17 protein-coding genes are annotated in these 19,561 nt (G+C 61.5%); 11 read left to right on the top strand and 6 right to left on the bottom strand.

The features are described from left to right. Positions 1-3 precede the first annotated feature (3 nt). Positions 4-621, bottom strand: a complete 618-nt coding sequence (locus AAC077_RS04340) for a thiamine phosphate synthase (RefSeq protein WP_339766879.1) — start codon at positions 619-621, stop codon at positions 4-6. Between the two features lie 121 nt (positions 622-742). Between AAC077_RS04340 and AAC077_RS04335 the strand changes: the two genes are divergently transcribed. The 4 genes from AAC077_RS04335 to AAC077_RS04320 all read left to right on the top strand — a co-directional run bounded on the left by AAC077_RS04335 (position 743) and on the right by AAC077_RS04320 (position 4,777). Beyond that, positions 743-1,480 (top strand): RNA methyltransferase, encoded by a 738-nt coding sequence (locus tag AAC077_RS04335; RefSeq protein ID WP_339766877.1) that lies wholly within the window; start codon positions 743-745, stop codon positions 1,478-1,480. Between the two features lie 60 nt (positions 1,481-1,540). Next, entirely contained in the window at positions 1,541-2,707 is a 1,167-nt protein-coding gene (gene ctaA, locus AAC077_RS04330) for a heme A synthase (RefSeq protein ID WP_339766875.1), read from the top strand. A gap of 6 nt (positions 2,708-2,713) precedes the next feature. Then, positions 2,714-4,189, top strand: a complete 1,476-nt coding sequence (locus AAC077_RS04325) for a carboxypeptidase M32 (RefSeq protein ID WP_339766872.1) — start codon at positions 2,714-2,716, stop codon at positions 4,187-4,189. 240 nt (positions 4,190-4,429) lie between these two features. Next, a complete protein-coding gene (locus AAC077_RS04320) occupies positions 4,430-4,777 on the top strand; it encodes a hypothetical protein (RefSeq protein ID WP_339766870.1) in 348 nt (115 codons plus the stop codon). Between the two features lie 129 nt (positions 4,778-4,906). Here the strand turns inward: AAC077_RS04320 and AAC077_RS04315 are convergent, their stop codons facing one another. Together AAC077_RS04315 and gyrA are read right to left on the bottom strand one after the other, a co-directional pair. Continuing rightward, positions 4,907-5,257, bottom strand: coding sequence for a DUF6614 family protein (locus tag AAC077_RS04315; RefSeq protein WP_339766869.1), 351 nt, complete (start codon positions 5,255-5,257; stop codon positions 4,907-4,909). 144 nt (positions 5,258-5,401) lie between these two features. After that, positions 5,402-8,131 carry a DNA gyrase subunit A gene (gene gyrA / locus AAC077_RS04310; protein WP_339767950.1) on the bottom strand — a complete coding sequence of 910 codons (2,730 nt, stop codon included), beginning with the start codon at positions 8,129-8,131 and terminating at the stop codon, positions 5,402-5,404. Between the two features lie 228 nt (positions 8,132-8,359). Here gyrA and AAC077_RS04305 point away from each other — a divergent pair, with 228 nt between their 5' ends. Then, positions 8,360-8,629, top strand: a complete 270-nt coding sequence (locus AAC077_RS04305) for an usg protein (protein WP_028957416.1) — start codon at positions 8,360-8,362, stop codon at positions 8,627-8,629. A gap of 22 nt (positions 8,630-8,651) precedes the next feature. Here AAC077_RS04305 and AAC077_RS04300 read toward each other — a convergent pair whose 3' ends face one another. Both AAC077_RS04300 and AAC077_RS04295 read right to left on the bottom strand, forming a co-directional pair. After that, positions 8,652-9,119, bottom strand: coding sequence for a YbjN domain-containing protein (locus tag AAC077_RS04300; protein WP_339766867.1), 468 nt, complete (start codon positions 9,117-9,119; stop codon positions 8,652-8,654). A 69-nt stretch (positions 9,120-9,188) separates the two neighbouring features. Then, positions 9,189-10,148 carry a radical SAM protein gene (locus AAC077_RS04295; protein WP_339766864.1) on the bottom strand — a complete coding sequence of 320 codons (960 nt, stop codon included), beginning with the start codon at positions 10,146-10,148 and terminating at the stop codon, positions 9,189-9,191. A 153-nt stretch (positions 10,149-10,301) separates the two neighbouring features. On the opposite strand from AAC077_RS04295, the gene zwf reads away from it, so the two are divergent. Genes zwf through pgi form a run of 3 tightly spaced genes read left to right on the top strand, consistent with a single transcriptional unit; the run spans position 10,302 to position 14,009 of the window. Next, positions 10,302-11,756 (top strand): glucose-6-phosphate dehydrogenase, encoded by a 1,455-nt coding sequence (zwf, locus tag AAC077_RS04290; protein WP_339766862.1) that lies wholly within the window; start codon positions 10,302-10,304, stop codon positions 11,754-11,756. Further along, a complete protein-coding gene (gene pgl / locus AAC077_RS04285; protein ID WP_339766861.1) occupies positions 11,753-12,421 on the top strand; it encodes a 6-phosphogluconolactonase in 669 nt (222 codons plus the stop codon). Before zwf ends, pgl begins: the two co-directional genes overlap by 4 nt. Positions 12,422-12,425: 4 nt before the next feature. After that, a complete protein-coding gene (gene pgi, locus AAC077_RS04280; RefSeq protein WP_339766859.1) occupies positions 12,426-14,009 on the top strand; it encodes a glucose-6-phosphate isomerase in 1,584 nt (527 codons plus the stop codon). A gap of 92 nt (positions 14,010-14,101) precedes the next feature. Here pgi and AAC077_RS04275 read toward each other — a convergent pair whose 3' ends face one another. After that, on the bottom strand, positions 14,102-14,575 hold the full coding sequence (locus tag AAC077_RS04275; protein ID WP_339766857.1) for a thioesterase family protein: 474 nt from the start codon (positions 14,573-14,575) through the stop codon (positions 14,102-14,104). Between the two features lie 136 nt (positions 14,576-14,711). Between AAC077_RS04275 and AAC077_RS04270 the strand changes: the two genes are divergently transcribed. The 3 genes from AAC077_RS04270 (at position 14,712) to AAC077_RS04260 (ending at position 19,473) form a co-directional block, all read left to right on the top strand. Continuing rightward, positions 14,712-16,331: a long-chain-fatty-acid--CoA ligase gene (locus AAC077_RS04270; protein WP_339766855.1), complete on the top strand. Its 1,620-nt coding sequence runs from the start codon at positions 14,712-14,714 to the stop codon at positions 16,329-16,331. A gap of 200 nt (positions 16,332-16,531) precedes the next feature. Beyond that, the gene (locus AAC077_RS04265) at positions 16,532-18,196 is read left to right on the top strand and encodes a calcium-binding protein (RefSeq protein ID WP_339766853.1); all 1,665 of its coding nucleotides are present in this window, start codon (positions 16,532-16,534) and stop codon (positions 18,194-18,196) included. A gap of 371 nt (positions 18,197-18,567) precedes the next feature. Then, on the top strand, positions 18,568-19,473 hold the full coding sequence (locus tag AAC077_RS04260; protein ID WP_339766851.1) for a Hint domain-containing protein: 906 nt from the start codon (positions 18,568-18,570) through the stop codon (positions 19,471-19,473). Positions 19,474-19,561 lie beyond the last annotated feature (88 nt).

Here is a 19,561-nt window from a genome sequence, read left to right as displayed (position 1 = left end):
CGTTTACATATCGGCCAACAGGGCCGTCAGGGCGGCGGCAGGATCGTCCTGACCCCAGGTTTCCATGCCGATGCCGAAAAAGTCGGTGTAGGGGGCAAGGGCCGCGATTTGCGCGCGGTCCAGGTTGCCCTCGGCGATCACCGGGATTTCGATGACCTCGGACCACCACTGGAACAGCTCCGCCTCGGCGGCGCTGTCGTCGTCGGCGTCCTTGCCCTGTACCGGACCAAAGGCGATGTAATCGGCCCCCGCTTCGCCCGCCGACAGCCCGTCGTGGCGCGAGCCGCCGCAGAAGGCGCCGACGATGGCATCGGGGCCCAGCACCTTGCGGGCATCGCGCACCGATCCGGGAATGGTCAGGTGCACACCGTCCAGACCCAGCCGTTCGGCCAGCGGTACGTTGTCGGTGACCACCAGTGCGACATCACGCGCATCTGTCACCGCGCGCAGCGCATCGGCGGCGCGTGACAGGCGGTCTTCGTCGCGGGTGTCCAGCGCCAGCCGCACACAGGCGATGGCATGGGCGTCCAGCACCCGCGCCAGCGTGTCGGGAAACTGCGACAGTTCCAGCTCGGGCGGGGTGATTAGGTAAAGTTGCGGCTGCTGCTCGGTCTCGGCCATGATCGGTTGATCCTTTGTCGTCACTGGCAGCGCAGATAGCGGATCGCGCAGGGAAAGGAAACAACAGCCTGCGTGCGTTGGGGGGCTTTTCCACAAGCACGGGGCTGTGTATGGGGGCGGCATGAGCGATATTCCTTTCTTTGTGCTGGTGCGCCCGCAGATGGGCGAAAACATCGGGTCCGCCGCGCGGGCGATGTGGAACTTTGGTCTGGACCGGATGCGCATTGTCGCCCCGCGCGATGGCTGGCCCAACCAATCGGCTGTGGCGCTGGCATCGGGGGCGGGGCGTTTGCTGGACGAGGCGCAGTTGTCGCCCGATCTGCCGGATGCGGTGCAGGACTGTACCTATGTCTATGCCACCACGGCGCGCGCGCGTGACCTGACCAAGCCGGTGCTGTCGCCCGAAGCGGCGATGCGTGACGCGGCGGCCCGTATTGCGGATGGCCAGAAGGTTGCGGTGATGTTCGGCCCCGAACGCGCAGGGTTGGAGAACGAGGACATTGCGCGGGCCAATGCCATCATCTCGGTGCCGGTGAACCCGAAATTCGCCTCGCTCAACCTGGCGCAATGCGTGCTGTTGGTGGGCTACGAATGGATGCGCGCCAGCGGCGAGGTTGTGCACCGCAGCGACGAGATGGCAGGCACCGACTGGGCGCAAGGCGTCGAGGTGGAACATCTGGCCGTGCATTACGAGGACGCGCTGGACACGGCGGGGTTTTTCTTTCCCGAACACAAGTCGGCCAGCATGCGCACCAACCTGCGCAATATGTGGAGCCGGATGCCGCTGACCCGCGCCGATGTGCAGATGTTCCACGGCGTGATGCGGCAGATGGTCCGATGGGCGCAAAAGCGCGACTGATGGTTCTGGACCATCGTGCGGCGTGGCCCTAGGTTGCCCGACAAAGACGAGGACCAGATCATGAGCGGCAAACCCACCGGCGGCAAACGCAATATTTTCGAAGAGGTCGCAAGCCCCGAAGCGGCGGCGCGGAACGCCCCCGTTGCGGGCGTGATTGATCGCGGGCGCGGTGGTGCGCGGCGCGGCATTCGGATCTGGCTGATGATCCTGTTCGCGCTGGTGTTTGTGATGATTGCCGTGGGCGGGCTGACGCGGTTGACCGACAGCGGTTTGTCGATCACCGAATGGAAGCCGTTCACCGGTGCTATGCCGCCGCTGACGCAAGCGCATTGGGAAGAAGAGTTCGCCAAATATCAGGCGATTGACCAGTTCCGCATCATGAACCAGTGGATGGAGCTGTCGGATTTCAAGGCGATCTACTGGTGGGAATGGGGCCATCGCCAGCTTGGTCGTGTGATCGGGCTGGTCTGGGCCTTGGGCTTTGCCTACTTCGCGGTGCGCCGTCAGGTGCCTGTGGGCTGGAACCGCAAGCTGTTGTTTGTCGGTCTGCTGGGCGGCGCGCAGGGCGCGATCGGTTGGTGGATGGTGTCCAGCGGTGTGACGCAGGGCGAGGGGGCGACCAGCGTTGCCAGCTACCGGCTGGCCACCCATCTGGGGCTGGCGTTCATCATTCTGGGTGTGCTGACGTGGTACATATTACAGTTGGGCCGCACCGAGCGGGATCTGATGCAGGCCCGCCGCAGCAAAGAGGCCAAGCTGTTTGGCCTGTCCACCGGGCTGTTGCATTTCGCGTTCCTGCAAATCCTGATCGGCGCGCTGGTGGCGGGCATTGATGCGGGGCGCAGCTATACCGACTGGCCGATGATGGGGGGGCAATGGTTCCCGCCCAATGCGTTTCCCGTAGAGCCGATGTGGCGCAACATCTTTGAAAGCCCCGGTCTGGTGCAGTTCATTCACCGCATCGTGGGCTATCTGCTGGCCGCCTTTGGCGTGGTCGTGTGGCTGCGCGGACGGCGCAGCGCGCACCGGCGCACGCGGTTTGCGTTCAACGCCGTTTTTGCCGCGCTGGCTTTGCAGATTGCCCTTGGCATCACCACGGTGCTGTATGGCGCACCGTGGCAGGTGGCGATCCTGCATCAGGGGCTGGCTGTGGTCCTGTGGGTGTTGATCCTGCGGGCGCGGTTCCTGTCTGCTTACCCTATCCAATCCTCAATCCGAGAAGGCTGATATTCCATGACCCTCTATGACGCGCTGATGGCTTACGACCGTGACACACAGGCTTTGGCCCAGGTGGCGGGGCGTCTGGGGTGGGATCAGGAGACCATGATGCCACGCGGTGCCGCTGACCAGCGCGGCGAGGAAATGGCCGCGATGGAGGCGGTGCTGCACGCGCGCCGCACCGCGCCGCAAGTGGGTGACTGGCTGGACGGTATCGACGACAGCACGCTGGACGCGGTGGGGCAGGCGCAGATGCGCCACATCCGCCGCACCCATGCCCGCGCGACCAAGGTGCCTGCCGCATTGGCCACCAAACTGGCGCGGCTGACATCGGTGGCCCAGGGCAAATGGGCCGAAGCGCGTGGCGCGGATGATTTCGCGGCCTTTGCACCCGTGCTGCAAGAGGTCGTGGCGCTGAAGCGCGAAGAAGGTGCCGCGCTGGCCGCGGGTGGCGATCTGTACGATGCGATGCTGCAAGACTATGAACCCGGCACCACCGGCGCCGAGATCGAGGCGATGTTTTCGGCCATGCGCCCCGTGCTGGCCGATCTGCGCGCCGCCGTGCTGGAGGCGGAAAAACCTGCAAGCCTGACCGGCACTTTTGACGAAGGCGCGCAAATGAAGCTAAGCCGCCATCTGGCGCGCACCTTTGGCTATGACATGCAGCGCGGTCGCGTGGACAAGGCGGTGCATCCGTTCAGCTCGGGCAGCGGCAACGATGTGCGAATCACGACGCGGACCAATCCGACAGACCCGTTCAACTGCTTTTACTCGACCATCCACGAGGTTGGCCACGCGGCCTATGAACAGAACATCGACCAGGCCTATTTGCTGACCCCGCTGGGCAATGGCGTGTCGATGGGCGTGCACGAAAGCCAAAGCCGCATCTATGAAAACCAGATCGGCCGCAGCCGTGCCTTTACCGGTTGGCTGTTCGGGCAGATGAAAGACGCCTTTGGCGACTTTGGCATTGCCGACGAGGATGCGTTCTACGCCTGTGTGAACAGTGTGAACAACGGCTATATCCGCACCGAGGCGGACGAGGTTCAGTACAACCTGCATGTGCTGATGCGCTTTGATCTGGAACGGGCATTGATGTCGGGCGATCTGGCGGTCGCGGACCTTGAGGCGGCATGGAACGACCGGTTCAAGGCCGATTTTGGCTATGCCGTGGACAAAGCCAGCAACGGCGTGTTGCAGGATGTGCACTGGTCGGTGGGGCTGTTCGGGTATTTCCCGACCTATTCGCTGGGCAATGTCTATGCGGGCTGCCTGCACCAGACGCTGCGCACCGCTGTGCCGGATCTGGACGACCATCTGGCGCAGGGCAACACCGAACCGGCGACGGATTGGCTGCGAGACAATGTTCAGGTGAACGGGGGCCTTTATGATCCGCGGGTGACCATCACCATGGCCAGTGGCATGGAACCCAGCGAGGGACCGCTGCTTGACTATCTCAAGGATAAGTTTTCGGGCATTTACAAGCTGTGAAGGCATTGAAATCAAATGCCCTTTGATATTCTCAGCGCTTTCGAAGGACGGTGTGTTCCCGGCTTTGGCTGATAGACACTGATGCCAGATGGTTTTTCGCGTTGCCACGAATTCGACGGGTTCACCCGATTTTTAAGCAAACCGCCGCTGAAACTGAAAAAATTAGGAACAATAGTAGGCTAATCAGCATTTAGATGCTATGAGATGGGCAAGATTTATCTATTTGTACGGAGGTACCAGATGAAGAAGATTATTACAGGTGCAGGCATTCTTGCCTTGATGGCAAGCACAGCAATGGCGCAAGGCGTGGTGCGTCAGGTCGCAGTCGAGGGGTCCACAGGCAACCCCAACTATCCGGTCGCGGTACAAGGCTCGGACGGCGTTAATTACGAATGTGAAGCGAACCTTTACTTGGAAAATGGCGTTCAGAAACGTTTGTGCGTCCGCGCGGACATTCCAGTCGGCACAACCAATTCGGCATTGGTCGCTGGTGAACTGGGTCCAGTCGTCGCAGGCATTGGTGCGCTGACTGTCGTGGCGCTGCTGGCCGGTGACGACGACAACTCGACCACAACATCGACACCTTGATTTAGATTTCCTTGCGGGTTCCGATCCGCACGGACAGATATGAAAACGGCGGTCCAGCGATGGGCCGCCGTTTTTGCGTTGGGATGTGGAAGCAGCAAACCTACGCAGGGTGCAACCGGTGTTATCGGCTTACATCAGTGCCATCCGCTCTGATCTTTCTGGGTCGGGAAAGGGGCGGTACAGCCCGAAATCAGCCTGCGCCACATGATCGTGCACGGCGCGGTGCAGGGCAGCGACGTCTTCGTCCTGCGCGCCGGACAGGCGGAACGCCTGATCCAGTTGCGCCAGGTCGCGCACCTCGATCTCTAGCAGAAAGTCGCGGTGACCCTCCGACGCAAGGTTCAGTTTGCGGCGCAGCAAGCGCCAGTTCTGGATTGCGCCCGCCTGCTGCAAATGCGCCATCCAGTCATCCAGCGCCTTGGAAAAGCCAAGCGCCTTGGCATCGTGTTTCAGATCAATCAGGCAATGATAGAGGTTCATTCCGGTCCCCTTGAGCAAACTCGCGGGCACTTTGGGGCCAAAGGGGTTTCCACTTGGTTAAGCAGCACCAGATCTGCTGCCTGAAACGAAAAACGGCGGCCCTTGATCGGGGCCGCCGCTGTTTTTGGTGTTGCTGTCGCGCGGTTATTCCGCGTCGGGTGCCTCAGCCTCGGGCGTGCTGTCACCTTCGATGTCTGCGTCGCCCTGATCGGCGATCCAGGCCACGCTGACGACTTCTTCGTTTTTGCCGGTGTTGAACACCCGCACACCGCCGGCACTGCGCGACCGGAAGCTGATGCCATCAACCGGCACGCGGATCGACTGGCCCTTGGAGGTGGCCAGCATGATCTGGTCGTCCATCTCGACAGGGAAGGACGCCACGATTTCGCCGCCGCGCATGGCTTTGTCCATCGCTGTGACACCCAAGCCCCCACGCCCGCGCACGGGGTAATCGTGGCTGGAGCTGAGTTTGCCCGCACCCTGCGCCGTGATCGTCAGGATCAGGTTTTCAGCCGCCGACATCTCGACATAGCGTTCGTTCGAAAAGTTCGGATCGGCGGGCGCTTCTTCCTCGTCGGTTTCCTCGTCGGCCAGACCGGCCATCGCACGGCGCATTTTCAGATAGGCGGTGCGTTCTTCCGATGTCGCGTCAAAGTGGCGGATGATCGACATGGACACGACCGTGTCTTTCGCGCCCAGCTTGATGCCCCGCACCCCGACCGACGCGCGGCTGTTGAACACCCGCACATCCGTCGCAGGGAAGCGGATGGCGCGGCCCGAGTTGGTGATCAGCATCACATCGTCGTCGTTGGACGCGATGCGGGCGTTGATCAGGGTGGTGCCCTCGTGCTCGCCCTCGAACTTCATCGCGATCTTGCCGTTGCGCATGACGTTGGTGAAATCCGACAGCTTGTTGCGGCGCACGGTGCCTGCTGAGGTGGCAAAGACCACTTGCAGGTCGTCCCAGTCCTTTTCGTCGCGGTCCACGGGCATGATGGCGGCCACGGACACGCCAACGGGGATCGGCAGGATGTTGACGATCGCCTTGCCCTTGGAGGTGCGGCTGCCCTGAGGCAGGCGCCATGTCTTCAGCTTGTAGGACATCCCGTCCGTGGTGAAGAACAGCAGTTGCGTGTGGGTGTTGGCCACGAAGAGGGTGGTAATCACGTCCTCTTCCTTGGTCTGCATGCCCGACACGCCCTTGCCGCCGCGTTTCTGGGCGCGGAAATCGGCCAGAGGGGTGCGTTTGATGTAGCCGCCCGATGTGACGGTCACGACCATGTCTTCACGTTCGATCAGGTCTTCGTCGTCCATGTCGCCGGACCAGTCGACAATCTCGGTGCGGCGCGGCACGGCGAACAGTTCGCGCACTTCGCGCAGTTCGTCCGCGATGATGCCCATGATGCGGTCGCGGCTGCCCAGAATCTCAAGGTATTCCTTGATCTTGCCGGCCAGCTCTTCCAGTTCGTCCGTGACTTCCTTGACGCCGATCTGGGTCAGACGTTGCAGGCGCAGCTCCAGAATGGCGCGGGCTTGCGTTTCGGACAGGTTATAGGTGCCGTCGTCGTTGGCGGTGTGGGTCGGATCGTCGATCAGCGCGATGTAATCCAGGATCGACGCCGCGGGCCAGCGGCGTGTCATCAGCTTTTCGCGCGCTTCGGCGGCGTCGGCGGAGGACCGGATGGTGGCCACGATTTCGTCGATGTTGGTGACGGCCACGGCCAGACCACACAGGATGTGGCTGCGTTCGCGGGCCTTGCGCAGCAGATAGGCGGTGCGGCGCGCCACGACATCCTCGCGGAAGTCGATAAAGCAGGTCAGGAACCGGCGCAGGGTCAATTGCTCGGGTCGGCCGCCGTTCAGCGCCAGCATGTTACAGCCGAAATAGACCTGCATCGGGGTAAAGCGGAACAACTGGTTCAGCACTACCTCGGCGGTGGCGTCGCGTTTCAGTTCCACGACAACCCGTACGCCGTTGCGGTCGGATTCGTCCTGAACGTGCGCGATGCCTTCGATCCGTTTTTCGCGTGCGGCCTCGGCGATGCGTTCGATCATCGTGGCCTTGTTCACCTGATAGGGGATCTCGTCGATGATGATGGCAAAGCGGTCCTTGCGGATCTCCTCGACGCGGGTCTTGGCGCGGATGACGACGCTGCCGCGCCCCTCAAGGTAGGCTTTGCGCGCGCCGGACCGGCCCAGCATGGTGCCGCCGGTGGGAAAGTCTGGGCCGGGCACATAGTCGATCAGTTGCTCGGAGGTCAGGTCGGGGTCTTCGATCAGCGCCAGCGTGGCATCGACAACCTCGCCCAGATTGTGCGGCGGGATGTTGGTGGCCATGCCGACCGCAATGCCGCCCGCGCCGTTGACCAGCATGTTCGGGAAGCGCGCAGGCAGAACGGTGGGTTCTTTTTGCTTGCCGTCATAGTTGTCCTGGAAATCGACTGTTTCCTTGTCGATGTCGGCCAGCAGGTAGGCGGCGGGCTTGTCCATGCGCACTTCGGTATAGCGCATGGCGGCGGCGTTATCGCCGTCCATCGAGCCAAAGTTGCCCTGACCGTCCAGCAGCGGCAGCGACATCGAGAAATCCTGTGCCATCCGCACCAGCGCGTCATAAATCGCGCTGTCGCCGTGCGGGTGATACTGACCCATCACATCGCCCACGGGACGGGCGGACTTGCGGTAGGATTTGTCGTGCGTGTTGCCGGTTTCGTGCATCGCAAACAGGATGCGCCGGTGCACCGGTTTCAGCCCGTCACGCAGATCGGGGATGGCGCGGCTGACGATGACCGACATGGCGTAATCCAGATAGGATGTGCGCATCTCGTGTTCGATGGTGACCGAAGGCCCCGAGTAAACGGGACGCTCCGGCGGCATTTCATCATTGTTCTCAGGTGTTTCTGGCGTGTCGTTCACTTGGCTGCCCGTCTTTTTCTGAGTGTCTATATGTTGTGAGGAACCTTATCAGATGCCGCATATAAGGTGCAATGGCAGCCGTTCCCGCAGCCTTGGCAGCATAAGAGCGTGAGTGCCAACATACTGTTTTTATTGAAAAGTAATCTGGCTGTGGCAGGATAAAAGAAAAGCAGCATGAAAGGTGCGCAAATGCAGGTCTCGGAAACGGAAATGATGCTTCGCGGGTACGGCCTGACCACGGCCGAATTTTTCTATCGGATGCCGGATTATCAGCACGTGTTGAACAGCTACACCTGGCAGGATTACGACACGGCGCCCGATCATCCGCGGCTGTTCGAATTCGTTGAATTCTGGCAGCGCGAGATCGAGGGACCGCTGCATTCGGTGCGGTTCACCCACCGCAAGCTGATTGCGCCGGGGGAATGGCGCAATCAGGTGGGTGAATTCATCATTCACTGATGGGCCGCAGCTGGGCCAGGGATCAGAACCCGATGTGTTCCTTGAAGCTTTCGACCGCGCTGGTCCAGCGGGTCAGGATGCGATCAAAAGTATAGCGCGACATGCCGTCAACGCCTGCGACGGCATGTTCGATCACCGAATAGCCCTGACTGTTCTGATAGGCCTTGCCGATGAAAAAGTCGCGGTTCCAGTCGTGCAGGGTTTGCAGTGACGTGTTCCCCGAGGTGTCAAAGCTGGCGCGAAACTGGATGTCGCGGCAGTTGCGGCCATCGTCACAGCCGTAAAAATTGATGTCCATCTTGGTGCCGTCAATCTCGGTCTTGATCTGCGGGTCGCCGTAGCTGTCGGTGACAATCTCGGCGGGGTAGCCGGATTCGGACAGCATGTTGGTCAACGATTCAGGATTGGACGCGCTGATGGACTGCGCAAAAGTGATCTGCGCCGAGGCCAGGAAAAGGGCCGTGGCGGCGCTGGCAATAAATTTGTTCATATCCGGGTTCCTTGTGGTCAGGTCCCCAGTTTTGCCAGAGCGTCGGCTTATGTCAAATGAAGATGCCCGTCATGCCGAGCAGCTTGCCCCGCCCAGAACGCAGAACTTCGCGCAGTGCGGGTGGTTCAGGGCGACGGGCGCTTCGGCCTGTTGCAATGTGGTGCCCAGTTCGAATTCGGGTGAATAAGGCAGCAGGGTGCAGGCCAGCACCGCAGGGCTGTCCGCGCCCTTGCGTTTGACCACCATGCGCGACGACGCACACATGACCGCATCGGGCGATTTGTCCAGAATGCCCCAGCAGGCGGTGGTGATCTCGGGCACTTCGACCTGTTCGTCCATTTCAGGGAAAAGAACAGTCATACCGGGGTTTTGCGCATCAATGTTAAAGTTATGCTTCGCAAAGAATGCGGCATAGCCCGCCCGCGATGTTGTTTCGTCTTCCTCGAAAATCGACCGGCCCGCGACCGCCATGCGAAAGCCGTTGTCACGCAGCCATTCCATGCCTTTCAGCGTCTTGTCAAAGCTGCCCTTGCCGCGTTCGGCGTCGTGCAGTTCGGCGCGGTGATGGTCGACGGAAATGCGCAGGGTCAGTTTGCCGGGGTATTCGGCGTTCAGCCGCAACAGCCCGTCCTGCATGGTCTTGCGCATCATCGGACGCATGGCGTTGGTCAGGATCAGCACGTCATAGCCGCGTTCCAGCGCCGCCTGCGTCATGTCGATCATCTGCGGGTTCATGAACGGCTCGCCGCCGGTAAACGCGATTTCGGTCACCGGCCATGCGCGATCTGTCAGCTGGTCCAGATAATCGCGCACCTCGTCCGCGGTGATATAGACCAGCGCATCATTGGTGGGGCTGCTTTCGATATAGCAGTTCGCGCATTCGATGTTGCACAGCGTGCCGGTGTTGAACCACAGCGTTTCAGGGTGTGACAGCGCCACGGTTGCGCGATCCTCGCCCTTGGCGGTGCGCGCAGGGTCTTGAAACTTGCCCGCGTTGCCCCCCGATTGTGCGTCTGAAATGTCTTTCATCTTCGCGGCCCCTCTGGTCTTTGCCTGTCCTTCATTTGTGGTAGGGTACCCGCAAAGGCAAGAACAGCCGACCCACTTGGCCTGACACTATTGTGATCCGGGGCGGTTTGCGGCATGTTTGCGCTAACAATTGATGAAACAAGGGCTCACAGCATGGTTTCGCGCGTCATTCCGGTCGATCCTTTTGATCTGGTTATTTTCGGGGGCACCGGTGATCTGGCCCGCCGCAAGATCCTGCCGGGGCTGTTCCGGCGGTTCTGTGCAGGGCAAATGCCGGAAACGGCGCGGGTTATTGGCGCAGCACGCTCCGAGATGTCATCGGACGACTACCGCGCCTTTGTCGCGGACGCGATTCGTGAATTCAGCGGCGGCATGTCGTGCGAGAATGGCACGCTTGAGGCATTCCAGACGCGGCTTGAGTATGTGACGGTCGATGCCAAGGGCGATGACGGCTGGGCCGAGATGGTCAAGCTGATGGATGGGCGCGACGTGGTGCGGGCCTATTATTTCTCGGTCGCGCCCAGCCTGTTCGGCGATCTGGCCTCGCGCCTGCACAAATGGGAACTGACCAACGACCAGACCCGCATCGTGGTCGAAAAACCCTTTGGCCGCGATCTGGCCAGTGCCAAGGCGCTGAATGCGTCGCTGGCCGAACATTTTGACGAGGGGCAGATTTACCGGATCGACCATTATCTGGGCAAAGAAACGGTGCAAAACCTGATGGCCGTGCGCTTTGGCAACATGCTGTTCGAACCGCTGTGGAATTCGCAATACGTTGATCACATCCAGATCACCGTGGCCGAAACCGTGGGGGTCGGGGGCAGGGGTGACTACTATGACCGTTCGGGGGCGATGCGCGACATGGTGCAGAACCACCTGATGCAACTGCTGTGCCTGATCGCAATGGAGCCGCCCAGCAAGTTCGACCCCGACGCGGTGCGCGACGAAAAGCTGAAGGTGATCCGCGCGCTGGACCCTGTCGCCCCGCACCACGTTGTGCGTGGACAGTATGACGCCAGCCCCGATGGCCCCAGCTACCGCGAGGCGGTCGAAGACCCGCGGTCGCGCACCGAAAGCTATGTGGCGATGAAAGTCGGTATCTCAAACTGGCGGTGGGCCGGCACGCCGTTCTATCTGCGCACCGGCAAGCGGCTTGTGGCGCGGTCCAGTGAAATCACCGTGGTGTTCAAGGAACTGAACCATTCGATCTTTGGCGAGAAACAGGACCATCGCAACACCCTGTCGATCCGCCTGCAACCGAACGAAGGCATCACGCTGAACGTGACGATCAAGGAACCGGGACCGGGCGGGATGCGGTTGGTTGATGTGCCGTTGGACATGACTTTTGCCGATGCATTGGGCGAAGAGGCCGAGGACCCGCCCGATGCATACGAGCGGCTGATCATGGACGTGATCCGCGGCAACCAGACCCTGTTCATGCGCGGCGACGAGGTCGAGGCGGCCTGGGCCTGGACCGACCCGATCATCGCGGGGTGGGAGACACGCGGCGATGTGCCCAAGCCCTATGACAGCGGCAGTGCAGGCCCCGGCGACGCGGTGCAGATGCTGGCCCGCGACACCCGCGTCTGGCGCGAGGTGAAGCCATGAAGTTCGAGGAATACCACGACCGCGATATGCTGGCGATTGACGTGGCCAACGTGATGGCGGGGCGGTTGGAAAACGCGCTGTTCACCCATGAACGTGCGACGCTTGTAGTGCCGGGCGGGACATCGCCGGGGCCGATTTTCGACGTGCTTTCAGGGGCGCGGGTGGATTGGGACCGTGTCGATGTGACCCTGTCGGATGAACGCTGGGTCGATGAGAGCTCGGACCGCTCGAACGGTGCGCTGTTGCGGCGGCGGTTGCTGGTGGACCGTGCGGCTGCGGCGACGTTCAAGCCGCTTTATCGGGACGGGATGGACGTGGATGCGGGCGCTGCGGATGTGTCTGCCGCGCTGGCGGATCATCTGCCGATTTCGGTGCTGCTGCTGGGCATGGGGGCGGATATGCACACCGCGTCGTTGTTTCCGGGGGCCGACGGGCTGGACGCTGCGTTGGCCGCCGACGCGCCCGTGGCCCTGGCTATTCACGCCGAAGGGCAAGAGCCGCGCATCAGCCTGTCGGCGCAGGTGCTGGACAATGCCATGTCCAAACATCTGTTGATTTTTGGCGCGGAAAAGCGGGCAGCATTTGAACGTGCTGTCGATATGGACCCCCGGAACGCGCCGATTGCGGCCGTTCTGGAAGACCTGACGGTACATTGGGCGGAGTGATTTCATGTGGACTGAATTAAAAGACAAAGCCGCCGCGGTGGCCGGGCGGCATATGCTGGACCTGTTCCGGGCCGATCCCGACCGCGCCGACCGTTTCAGCGCGCAGACGGGCGACATGCGGCTGGATTATTCCAAGACGAATTTGGACGACGATACACGCGATCAGTTGCTGGCGCTGGCCGAGGCCGCTGGCTGGCAGGCGAAACGTGACGCGATGTTTGCGGGCGCGCCGATCAATGACACCGAAGGGCGCGCGGTGCTGCACACGGCCTTGCGCAATCTGGACGGTGGCACCGTCATGGTGGACGGCGCGGATGTGATGCCGGGTGTGCTGGACACGCTGGCACGGATGCGCAGCTATGCCGATGCGGTGCGCGGGTCCGACATTACGGATGTGATCAACATCGGCATCGGCGGCTCGGACCTTGGGCCTGCGATGGCGACACGGGCGCTGGCGCCCTATCATGACGGGCCGCGGGTGCATTTCGTGTCGAACGTGGACGGCGCGCATATCGCCGATACCTTGCAGGGGCTGGATGCAAAGACCACGCTGGTGATTGTCGCCTCGAAAACCTTTACAACCATCGAAACCATGACCAACGCGCGCACCGCGCGCGCATGGATGCAGGACCATGGCGGCGATCCAACGCAGCAATTCGCGGCGCTGTCGACGAATATGGAAAAGACCGGCGATTTCGGTATTCCGGCCGCGCGTGTGTTCGGGTTCGAGGATTGGGTCGGCGGGCGCTATTCCATGTGGGGGCCGATCGGGCTGAGCGTGATGATCGCCGTGGGGCCCAAAGCCTTTGACGCGTTCCTGCGTGGCGGGCAGGCGATGGACCGGCATTTCTGTGCAGCGGAGGGCGTGGAAAACATGCCCCTGATGCATGCGCTGGTGGGGATGTGGCACCGGCAGGTTCAGGGGCACGCGACCCGCGCCGTGCTGCCCTATGACCAGCGGCTGGCGTTGTTGCCCGCCTATTTCCAGCAGCTTGAGATGGAGAGCAACGGCAAGTCGGTGACCATGGACGGCCAACCCGTGGCGGTCGAAAGCGGCCCCGTGGTCTGGGGCGCACCCGGCACCAACGGGCAACACGCGTTTTACCAGTTGATCCATCAGGGCACCGACGTGATCCCCTGCGAATTCATGATCGCTGCCCAAGGCCACGAGGCCGAGTTGCGCCACCATCACGATCTGCTGGTGGCCAATTGCCTGGCCCAATCCGAGGCGCTGATGCGAGGCCGGTCGCTGGACGAGGCGCGCGCCAAGGTCGCGGGAAAGTTTGACGGCGCCGAGCTGGAGCGTCAGGCGGCGCACCGCGTGTTTCCGGGCAACCGGCCATCGGTGACGCTGGTCTATCCGCTGCTGGACCCTGAAACGCTGGGGATGATCGTGGCGCTGTACGAGCATCGGGTGTTTGTCGAAGGGGTGATCCTGGGCATCAACTCTTACGACCAATGGGGCGTCGAGTTGGGCAAGGAGCTGGCGACGGCGTTGCAGCCCGTGGTCGAAGGAACCGAGAGCGCGGAAGCCAAGGATGGGTCAACACGCGGGCTGGTGGACTTTATCCACCGACATCGCAGTTAGGCGGCGTGCCTGTCGGCACGTATGACTGTTTGATTTCCGTGCGGAAATCGTGGCCTCCGGCGGGGATTTTTTGAACCAGAGAAGGGGCGGCGTCAGTGTTCGACCGCCCCGTCTGCGATGAGTTTTGAGCGGATGTCTTGCGGGATCGGCATCCGGTCTGATCCGTCCTGCGTCAGCAGCACCATCACGCAAGAGAAGGTCGCGCGTTTGCGGCCCTCGGCCCAGATCGCCTGATCCAGCGTCATCGACGTGGTGCGCAGCGCGCTGCATGTGGTGGTGATGACGTAATCGGTGCCCGTGCGGATTTCTTCGATAAAACGCACCTCGCCCGAGCGGATGACGATGCGGGGGCTGTCGGGGTCGTTCAGCTTGCCGATGCCGTACATCCGCATGTGCCGGATGCGCAGCCGTTCGAACCAGACGAAATAACGGGTGTTGTTGACGTGGTTCAGCGTATCCAGATCGTCGTGGTGCACGCGATCGGCCACGGCCAGCGGCGCGGGTGGGCTGATGCCAAGGCCCGTTTGTTGATCGGCGCTGAGCGGGGCGTGGTAAGTTATGTCCATCTGACGATGCGTAAATCTGTGCACTCGTGCTTGCAAGCCCTGCTGTGGCTTGGCAAAGTCGGTGCCAACGGGAGGACAGCGCACGCAAGGCAACAGGTCAGGCGGCGTACCTCTGTATGCTATGGAGGATATGCCCATGCTTGGCCAAATGATGACTGCCCCTTTGACGATTTCTTCGCTGGTGGATCACGCCGCGCGGTATCACGCAGACACCGAGATTTTCTCGGTTCAGACCGCGGGCGGTGTCGAGACGACAAGCTGGCGTGAGGTTGGTGCCAACGCGCACCGTCTGGGCGACGCGCTGACCAAGCTGGGGTTGGAGCCGCAAGCGCGCTGCGGCACGATCGCGTGGAACAACCGCCGCCATCTGGAGATCTATTTTGGTGTGTCGGGCGCGGGCTTTGTCTGTCACACGATCAACCCGCGTCTGTTCCCCGAGCAGTTGGTGTATATCATCAACCACGCCGACGATCAGGTGCTGTTCATCGACAAGACGTTCGTGCCGCTGGTCGCCGCGATCCGTGACAAATGCCCGAACCTGAAACACATCGTGCTGATGGAAGGCCACGATGACGAAGCCGCTGCCGCCATCGAGGGCTTGCAGTTCTACGACGACCTGATTGCCACCGGTGACGCCGATTTCGAATGGCCTGATCTGGACGAAAACACAGCCTCGTCGCTGTGCTATACGTCGGGGACCACTGGCAACCCAAAGGGCGTTTTGTATTCCCACCGCTCGACCGTGTTGCACAGCCTTGTGGCGGCGCTGCCCGACAGTCTGGACCTGTCGGCCACGAAACGTGTGCTGCCCGTGGTGCCGATGTTCCACGTCAACGCCTGGGGTACGCCCTATGCATGTGCCATGACGGGGGCGTCGATGGTGTTGCCGGGGCCGGGGCTGGACGGTGCGTCGCTGGTCAAGCTGATTGACAGCTACAAGGTGTCGGTCGCCCTGGGCGTGCCGACGATCTGGCTGGGTCTGGTGAACGAGGCGCTGAAATCCGGCAGCAAGCTGGAAACGCTGGAGCGCACCGTCATTGGCGGGTCGGCTTGCCCGCCATCGATGATCACCGCCTTCCGCGAGAATTTCGGCGTCGAGACCATCCACGCCTGGGGCATGACCGAAATGTCGCCCTTGGGCTCGGTCAACCAGTTGCTGGCGAAACATGACAAGCTGAGCGATGACGCCCGTCACAAGATGCGCGAAAACCAGGGCCGTCCGCCGTTTGGGGTCGAGCTGAAGATCGTGGACGAAGAGGGCAAGACGCTGCCCAATGACGGCAAGGCCCAAGGCGATCTGCACGTGCGCGGGCACTGGATTCTGGACAGCTATTTCCGCAAATCCACTGATGAAACCCTGACCAACGGCTGGTTCGACACCGGCGATGTGGCAACGCTGGATGCCGACGGATACCTTAGCATCAAGGACCGGTCCAAGGACATCATCAAGTCGGGTGGCGAATGGATCAGCTCGGTTGATCTGGAAAACATCGCAATTGCGCACCCCAAGCTGGCCGACGCCGCCGTGATCGGCGCGCGCCACGAGAAATGGGACGAACGCCCCGTTCTGGTGGCGGTCAAGGCCGAAGGGCAGGACCCGTCCGAGGCGGAAATTCTGGCGATTTTTGAAGACAAGATTGCCAAGTGGCAGATCCCCGACCGTGTGGTGTTCACCGACGTGCTGCCGCGCAACGCGACGGGTAAGGTGCTGAAACGCAACCTGCGCGAGGAATTCGGCGAAGTTTTGATGGGCTGAGGCCGACCAGACAGCACATTGGAAAGGGCCAGTGCACTATGCGCTGGCCCTTTTTCGTTCGCGGCGCTGCGCCGATTCATCCTTTGATTGAAAATGGTTAACGGGACCGACCTAGGGGTTGTCCGGTGTTTTGATTTGTATAGCTTGGGTGCGCGCAACAGGTCTGACCCCGTGCGCACGACCAGATCAAGGGACCGCATATGTCATGGACGCGCAGTCTGCCGGAATTCACCGTCAACTCTGACACGACGGGGGCCCAGACCATGGGCGAAATCGCGGCCTTGACCGATGGCGGGTTTGTGGTCACCTGGTCGTCGCCCCATGACGGCGGATACGACATTTTTGCCTGCCGCTATGACGCCACGGGCACGAAGGTCGGGGTGGACTTCAAGGTGCATGACGCCTTTGCAGGGGCGGATCTGCGGCCGGATGTGATTGCCTATGATGGCGGCTATACGGTGGTGTGGCAGCGCACTGATGGCGGTGATCTGGATGTTCTGGGGCGCAGTTTCGACGATGTGTCGGGGACGACGGATGTGTTCAACCTGCATGACACAGCCGCCGGCTGGCAAAGCAACGTGCGGCTGGCGGGGCAGGTGGCGGCCTATGCATCGGATGCGTCGGTATATGTGACGGATCTTGCGCCCGGTGCTGCGGGCGCGCCGGTGCTGGTCAGCGCGAACGCCCAGGCCAACAGCGAGATATGCGTGCAGCAACTGGCCGGGGGCGGTGCGCGTTATGTCATCGCCTTTCGCAGTGCCGATGGCCATGCCGTTGCGCATATCTACAACGCCCAAACCGGCAGTCTGTCGCCCGAGGTGCTGCTGAGCACCACCGCCCACAACCCCGGCATTCATGCGCTGCGCAGCGGCGGTTTTGTCATGGTCGCAGGCGGCGGCGATGTGCAGGCGACGATCTTTGACGCCAGCGGCACAGCGCTGGAGGTGGTCGAGGTGGCGGCTGATCCCGCGTTGTACGAGGTGCAGGGCGATGCGCTGGCGCTGTCGGCGGGCGGGTTCGCGGTGTTCTGGACGGTTTATGCAGGGACCCCGCAGGTCTTTGCCCAGCGTTATACCGACACGGGGATCGCTGTGGGGGGACGTCTGTCGCTGACCCTTGAGGGGCAAGACGGGTCAGCCCAGCCGCAACTGGCCGAGCTGGCAGACGGGCGGCTGGTGGTCACCTATACGGCGGTGCGCGATGGTGCAGATGACGTGATGGCGCAGATCCTGTCGGTGGAGGCCGCGCGTGTGGATGGCACCGATGGCAACGACCATCTGTTTCTGGGCGCATGGAACGACACGCTTATGGGACACGATGGTGATGATACGCTGGACGGGATGGACGGCGACGATGACCTGAACGGGTTGCGCGGCAATGACACGTTGGACGGCGGCACAGGCCACGACACCCTAAGCGGCGGCAGCAACCGTGACCGGCTGTACGGCGGGCGGGGCCGCGATCTGCTGGACGGGGGGCGGTCGCGCGACGTGCTGGATGGCGGGCGCGGGGACGACACGCTGTATGGCGGCGACAGCAGGGACGCGCTGTATGGCAATCTGGGCGATGATGTCCTGTTTGGCGATGCCGGGGCCGACCGGCTGACGGGCAACGAAGGGGCCGATACGCTGACAGGCGGGGCGGGGCCGGACCTGTTTGTGTTCAAGGCCGGAGACGGCGTGGACACCATCACTGACTTTGAGGACGGCGTGGACCGTATCAGGATCGTGACCGGTGCCGCGTCCATGGGTGATCTGACCATCACCGATCTGGGCGCAGACACGCGGGTGACCTTTGCCGATGTGACGATTGTATTTTCTGGGGTGGATCACACCGCGCTGGATGCCACTGATTTTGTGTTCTGATGCCGACCTCAGCAAGCCCCACACGGGCGACCGGTCCAACCGGCAGGCGCTGTGCAAGGCCTGCCACAGCCGCAAAACCGCGCGTGAGGTGTTCCATCGCGGGGGTGATGGGACGCTGACGAACTGAGTGCTTTTTCTCTTTGGTTTGTACGAGGTGGCTTTGCAAAGGTTAGTCTTTGCGGGTCTGCGTCACGCGAATGCCCAGTCACAACGTGCTGCCAAAACAACCGGCCTTTTGAAAAGGAGAAACCGGTCTGAAATTCACACGACCTTTCTTGCATTTCAACCTGATCAAGCTCAAAGCTGAAAAAGGTTAATTCACGACTCGGTCATTCCGAACGGACGTACCAGGCAACAGAAAGCAGGCATCCATGGCAGATTTCAATACATCGAGCTTTTTGTATTATTTTTCCAGTAGTCCGACAGACGCCTCTGGTGGGGTGACCAGCTCCAACCAACCCGCCGAAGTTTTTGATATCAACAGTGATGGCGATATTGATAGTACGGATTACTTTTTTAACACAAGTTATCTTTACTCTGGCACGACTGCTACCATAAACGGTTCTGATTATGCTGTTTTTTCTAATGGTAACGACTACTTTATCCCCTACGACATCGCCTATGATGACCTGGGCGCCTTTACCAACCCGTCGACCTGGACGTTCAATTCGGTCCCCGAAAACGCCGATGTCGCGAACTGTTTCCTGACCGGCACGCGCATCACCACGCCATCGGGCGAAACGGTGGTCGAGGATTTGCGGACCGGCGATCTGGTCACCACCGCCGACGGGCGCACCGTTGAAGTGAAATGGATGGCCCGCCAGACCTATCGCCAGTTCCGCAACATGGCGCTGCCGGAAAAACACGCACCGGTTTGCATTTCTGCCGGTGCCTTGGGCCACGGCCTGCCGCATACCGATCTGTATCTGACGGCGGATCACGGCATGATCCTGGACGATATGGTGGTGAACGCCAGTGCCATGGTGAACGGCGACACGATCCGCTTTGTGCCGCTGTCCGAGATGCCGTCCGAGTTCACATACTACCACGTCGAGACAGAGCATCACGACGAGATCCTGGCGAACGGTGCGGCGTCCGAGACGTTCATCGACTACGTCGGCCGCAAAGGCTTCGACAACTATCTCGAATACTTGGACCTTTACGGTGCGGACCGGATCATCCCCGAGATGAACCGCCTGCGCGTCTCGGCCAAACGTTTGCTGCCGCCGCAGCTTGCACAGCGGTTGGGCGCGGCTCTGGCGCAGAACGCGGCCTGATCTAACGACCTGACGATGACAAAACGGCGTTCCCACGGGGGAGCGCCGTTTTTCTTTGGGGAAGGGAATTGGCGTTTCCTTCAGAGCC

Source organism: uncultured Pseudosulfitobacter sp., assembly GCF_963976325.1.
GTDB lineage: Bacteria > Pseudomonadota > Alphaproteobacteria > Rhodobacterales > Rhodobacteraceae > Pseudosulfitobacter.
This window is presented reverse-complemented; position numbering and strand designations above follow the sequence as displayed.

Bases quoted from the DNA above. Each gene is read 5' to 3' on its own strand.
- AAC077_RS04340 (WP_339766879.1), bottom strand. From the start codon at position 621: ATGGCCGAGACCGAGCAGCAGCCGCAACTTTACCTAATCACCCCGCCC.
- AAC077_RS04335 (WP_339766877.1), top strand. From the start codon at position 743: ATGAGCGATATTCCTTTCTTTGTGCTGGTGCGCCCGCAGATGGGCGAA.
- ctaA (WP_339766875.1), top strand. From the start codon at position 1,541: ATGAGCGGCAAACCCACCGGCGGCAAACGCAATATTTTCGAAGAGGTC.
- AAC077_RS04325 (WP_339766872.1), top strand. From the start codon at position 2,714: ATGACCCTCTATGACGCGCTGATGGCTTACGACCGTGACACACAGGCT.
- AAC077_RS04320 (WP_339766870.1), top strand. From the start codon at position 4,430: ATGAAGAAGATTATTACAGGTGCAGGCATTCTTGCCTTGATGGCAAGC.
- AAC077_RS04315 (WP_339766869.1), bottom strand. From the start codon at position 5,257: ATGAACCTCTATCATTGCCTGATTGATCTGAAACACGATGCCAAGGCG.
- gyrA (WP_339767950.1), bottom strand. From the start codon at position 8,131: ATGCCGCCGGAGCGTCCCGTTTACTCGGGGCCTTCGGTCACCATCGAA.
- AAC077_RS04305 (WP_028957416.1), top strand. From the start codon at position 8,360: ATGCAGGTCTCGGAAACGGAAATGATGCTTCGCGGGTACGGCCTGACC.
- AAC077_RS04300 (WP_339766867.1), bottom strand. From the start codon at position 9,119: ATGAACAAATTTATTGCCAGCGCCGCCACGGCCCTTTTCCTGGCCTCG.
- AAC077_RS04295 (WP_339766864.1), bottom strand. From the start codon at position 10,148: ATGAAAGACATTTCAGACGCACAATCGGGGGGCAACGCGGGCAAGTTT.
- zwf (WP_339766862.1), top strand. From the start codon at position 10,302: ATGGTTTCGCGCGTCATTCCGGTCGATCCTTTTGATCTGGTTATTTTC.
- pgl (WP_339766861.1), top strand. From the start codon at position 11,753: ATGAAGTTCGAGGAATACCACGACCGCGATATGCTGGCGATTGACGTG.
- pgi (WP_339766859.1), top strand. From the start codon at position 12,426: ATGTGGACTGAATTAAAAGACAAAGCCGCCGCGGTGGCCGGGCGGCAT.
- AAC077_RS04275 (WP_339766857.1), bottom strand. From the start codon at position 14,575: ATGGACATAACTTACCACGCCCCGCTCAGCGCCGATCAACAAACGGGC.
- AAC077_RS04270 (WP_339766855.1), top strand. From the start codon at position 14,712: ATGCTTGGCCAAATGATGACTGCCCCTTTGACGATTTCTTCGCTGGTG.
- AAC077_RS04265 (WP_339766853.1), top strand. From the start codon at position 16,532: ATGTCATGGACGCGCAGTCTGCCGGAATTCACCGTCAACTCTGACACG.
- AAC077_RS04260 (WP_339766851.1), top strand. From the start codon at position 18,568: ATGGCAGATTTCAATACATCGAGCTTTTTGTATTATTTTTCCAGTAGT.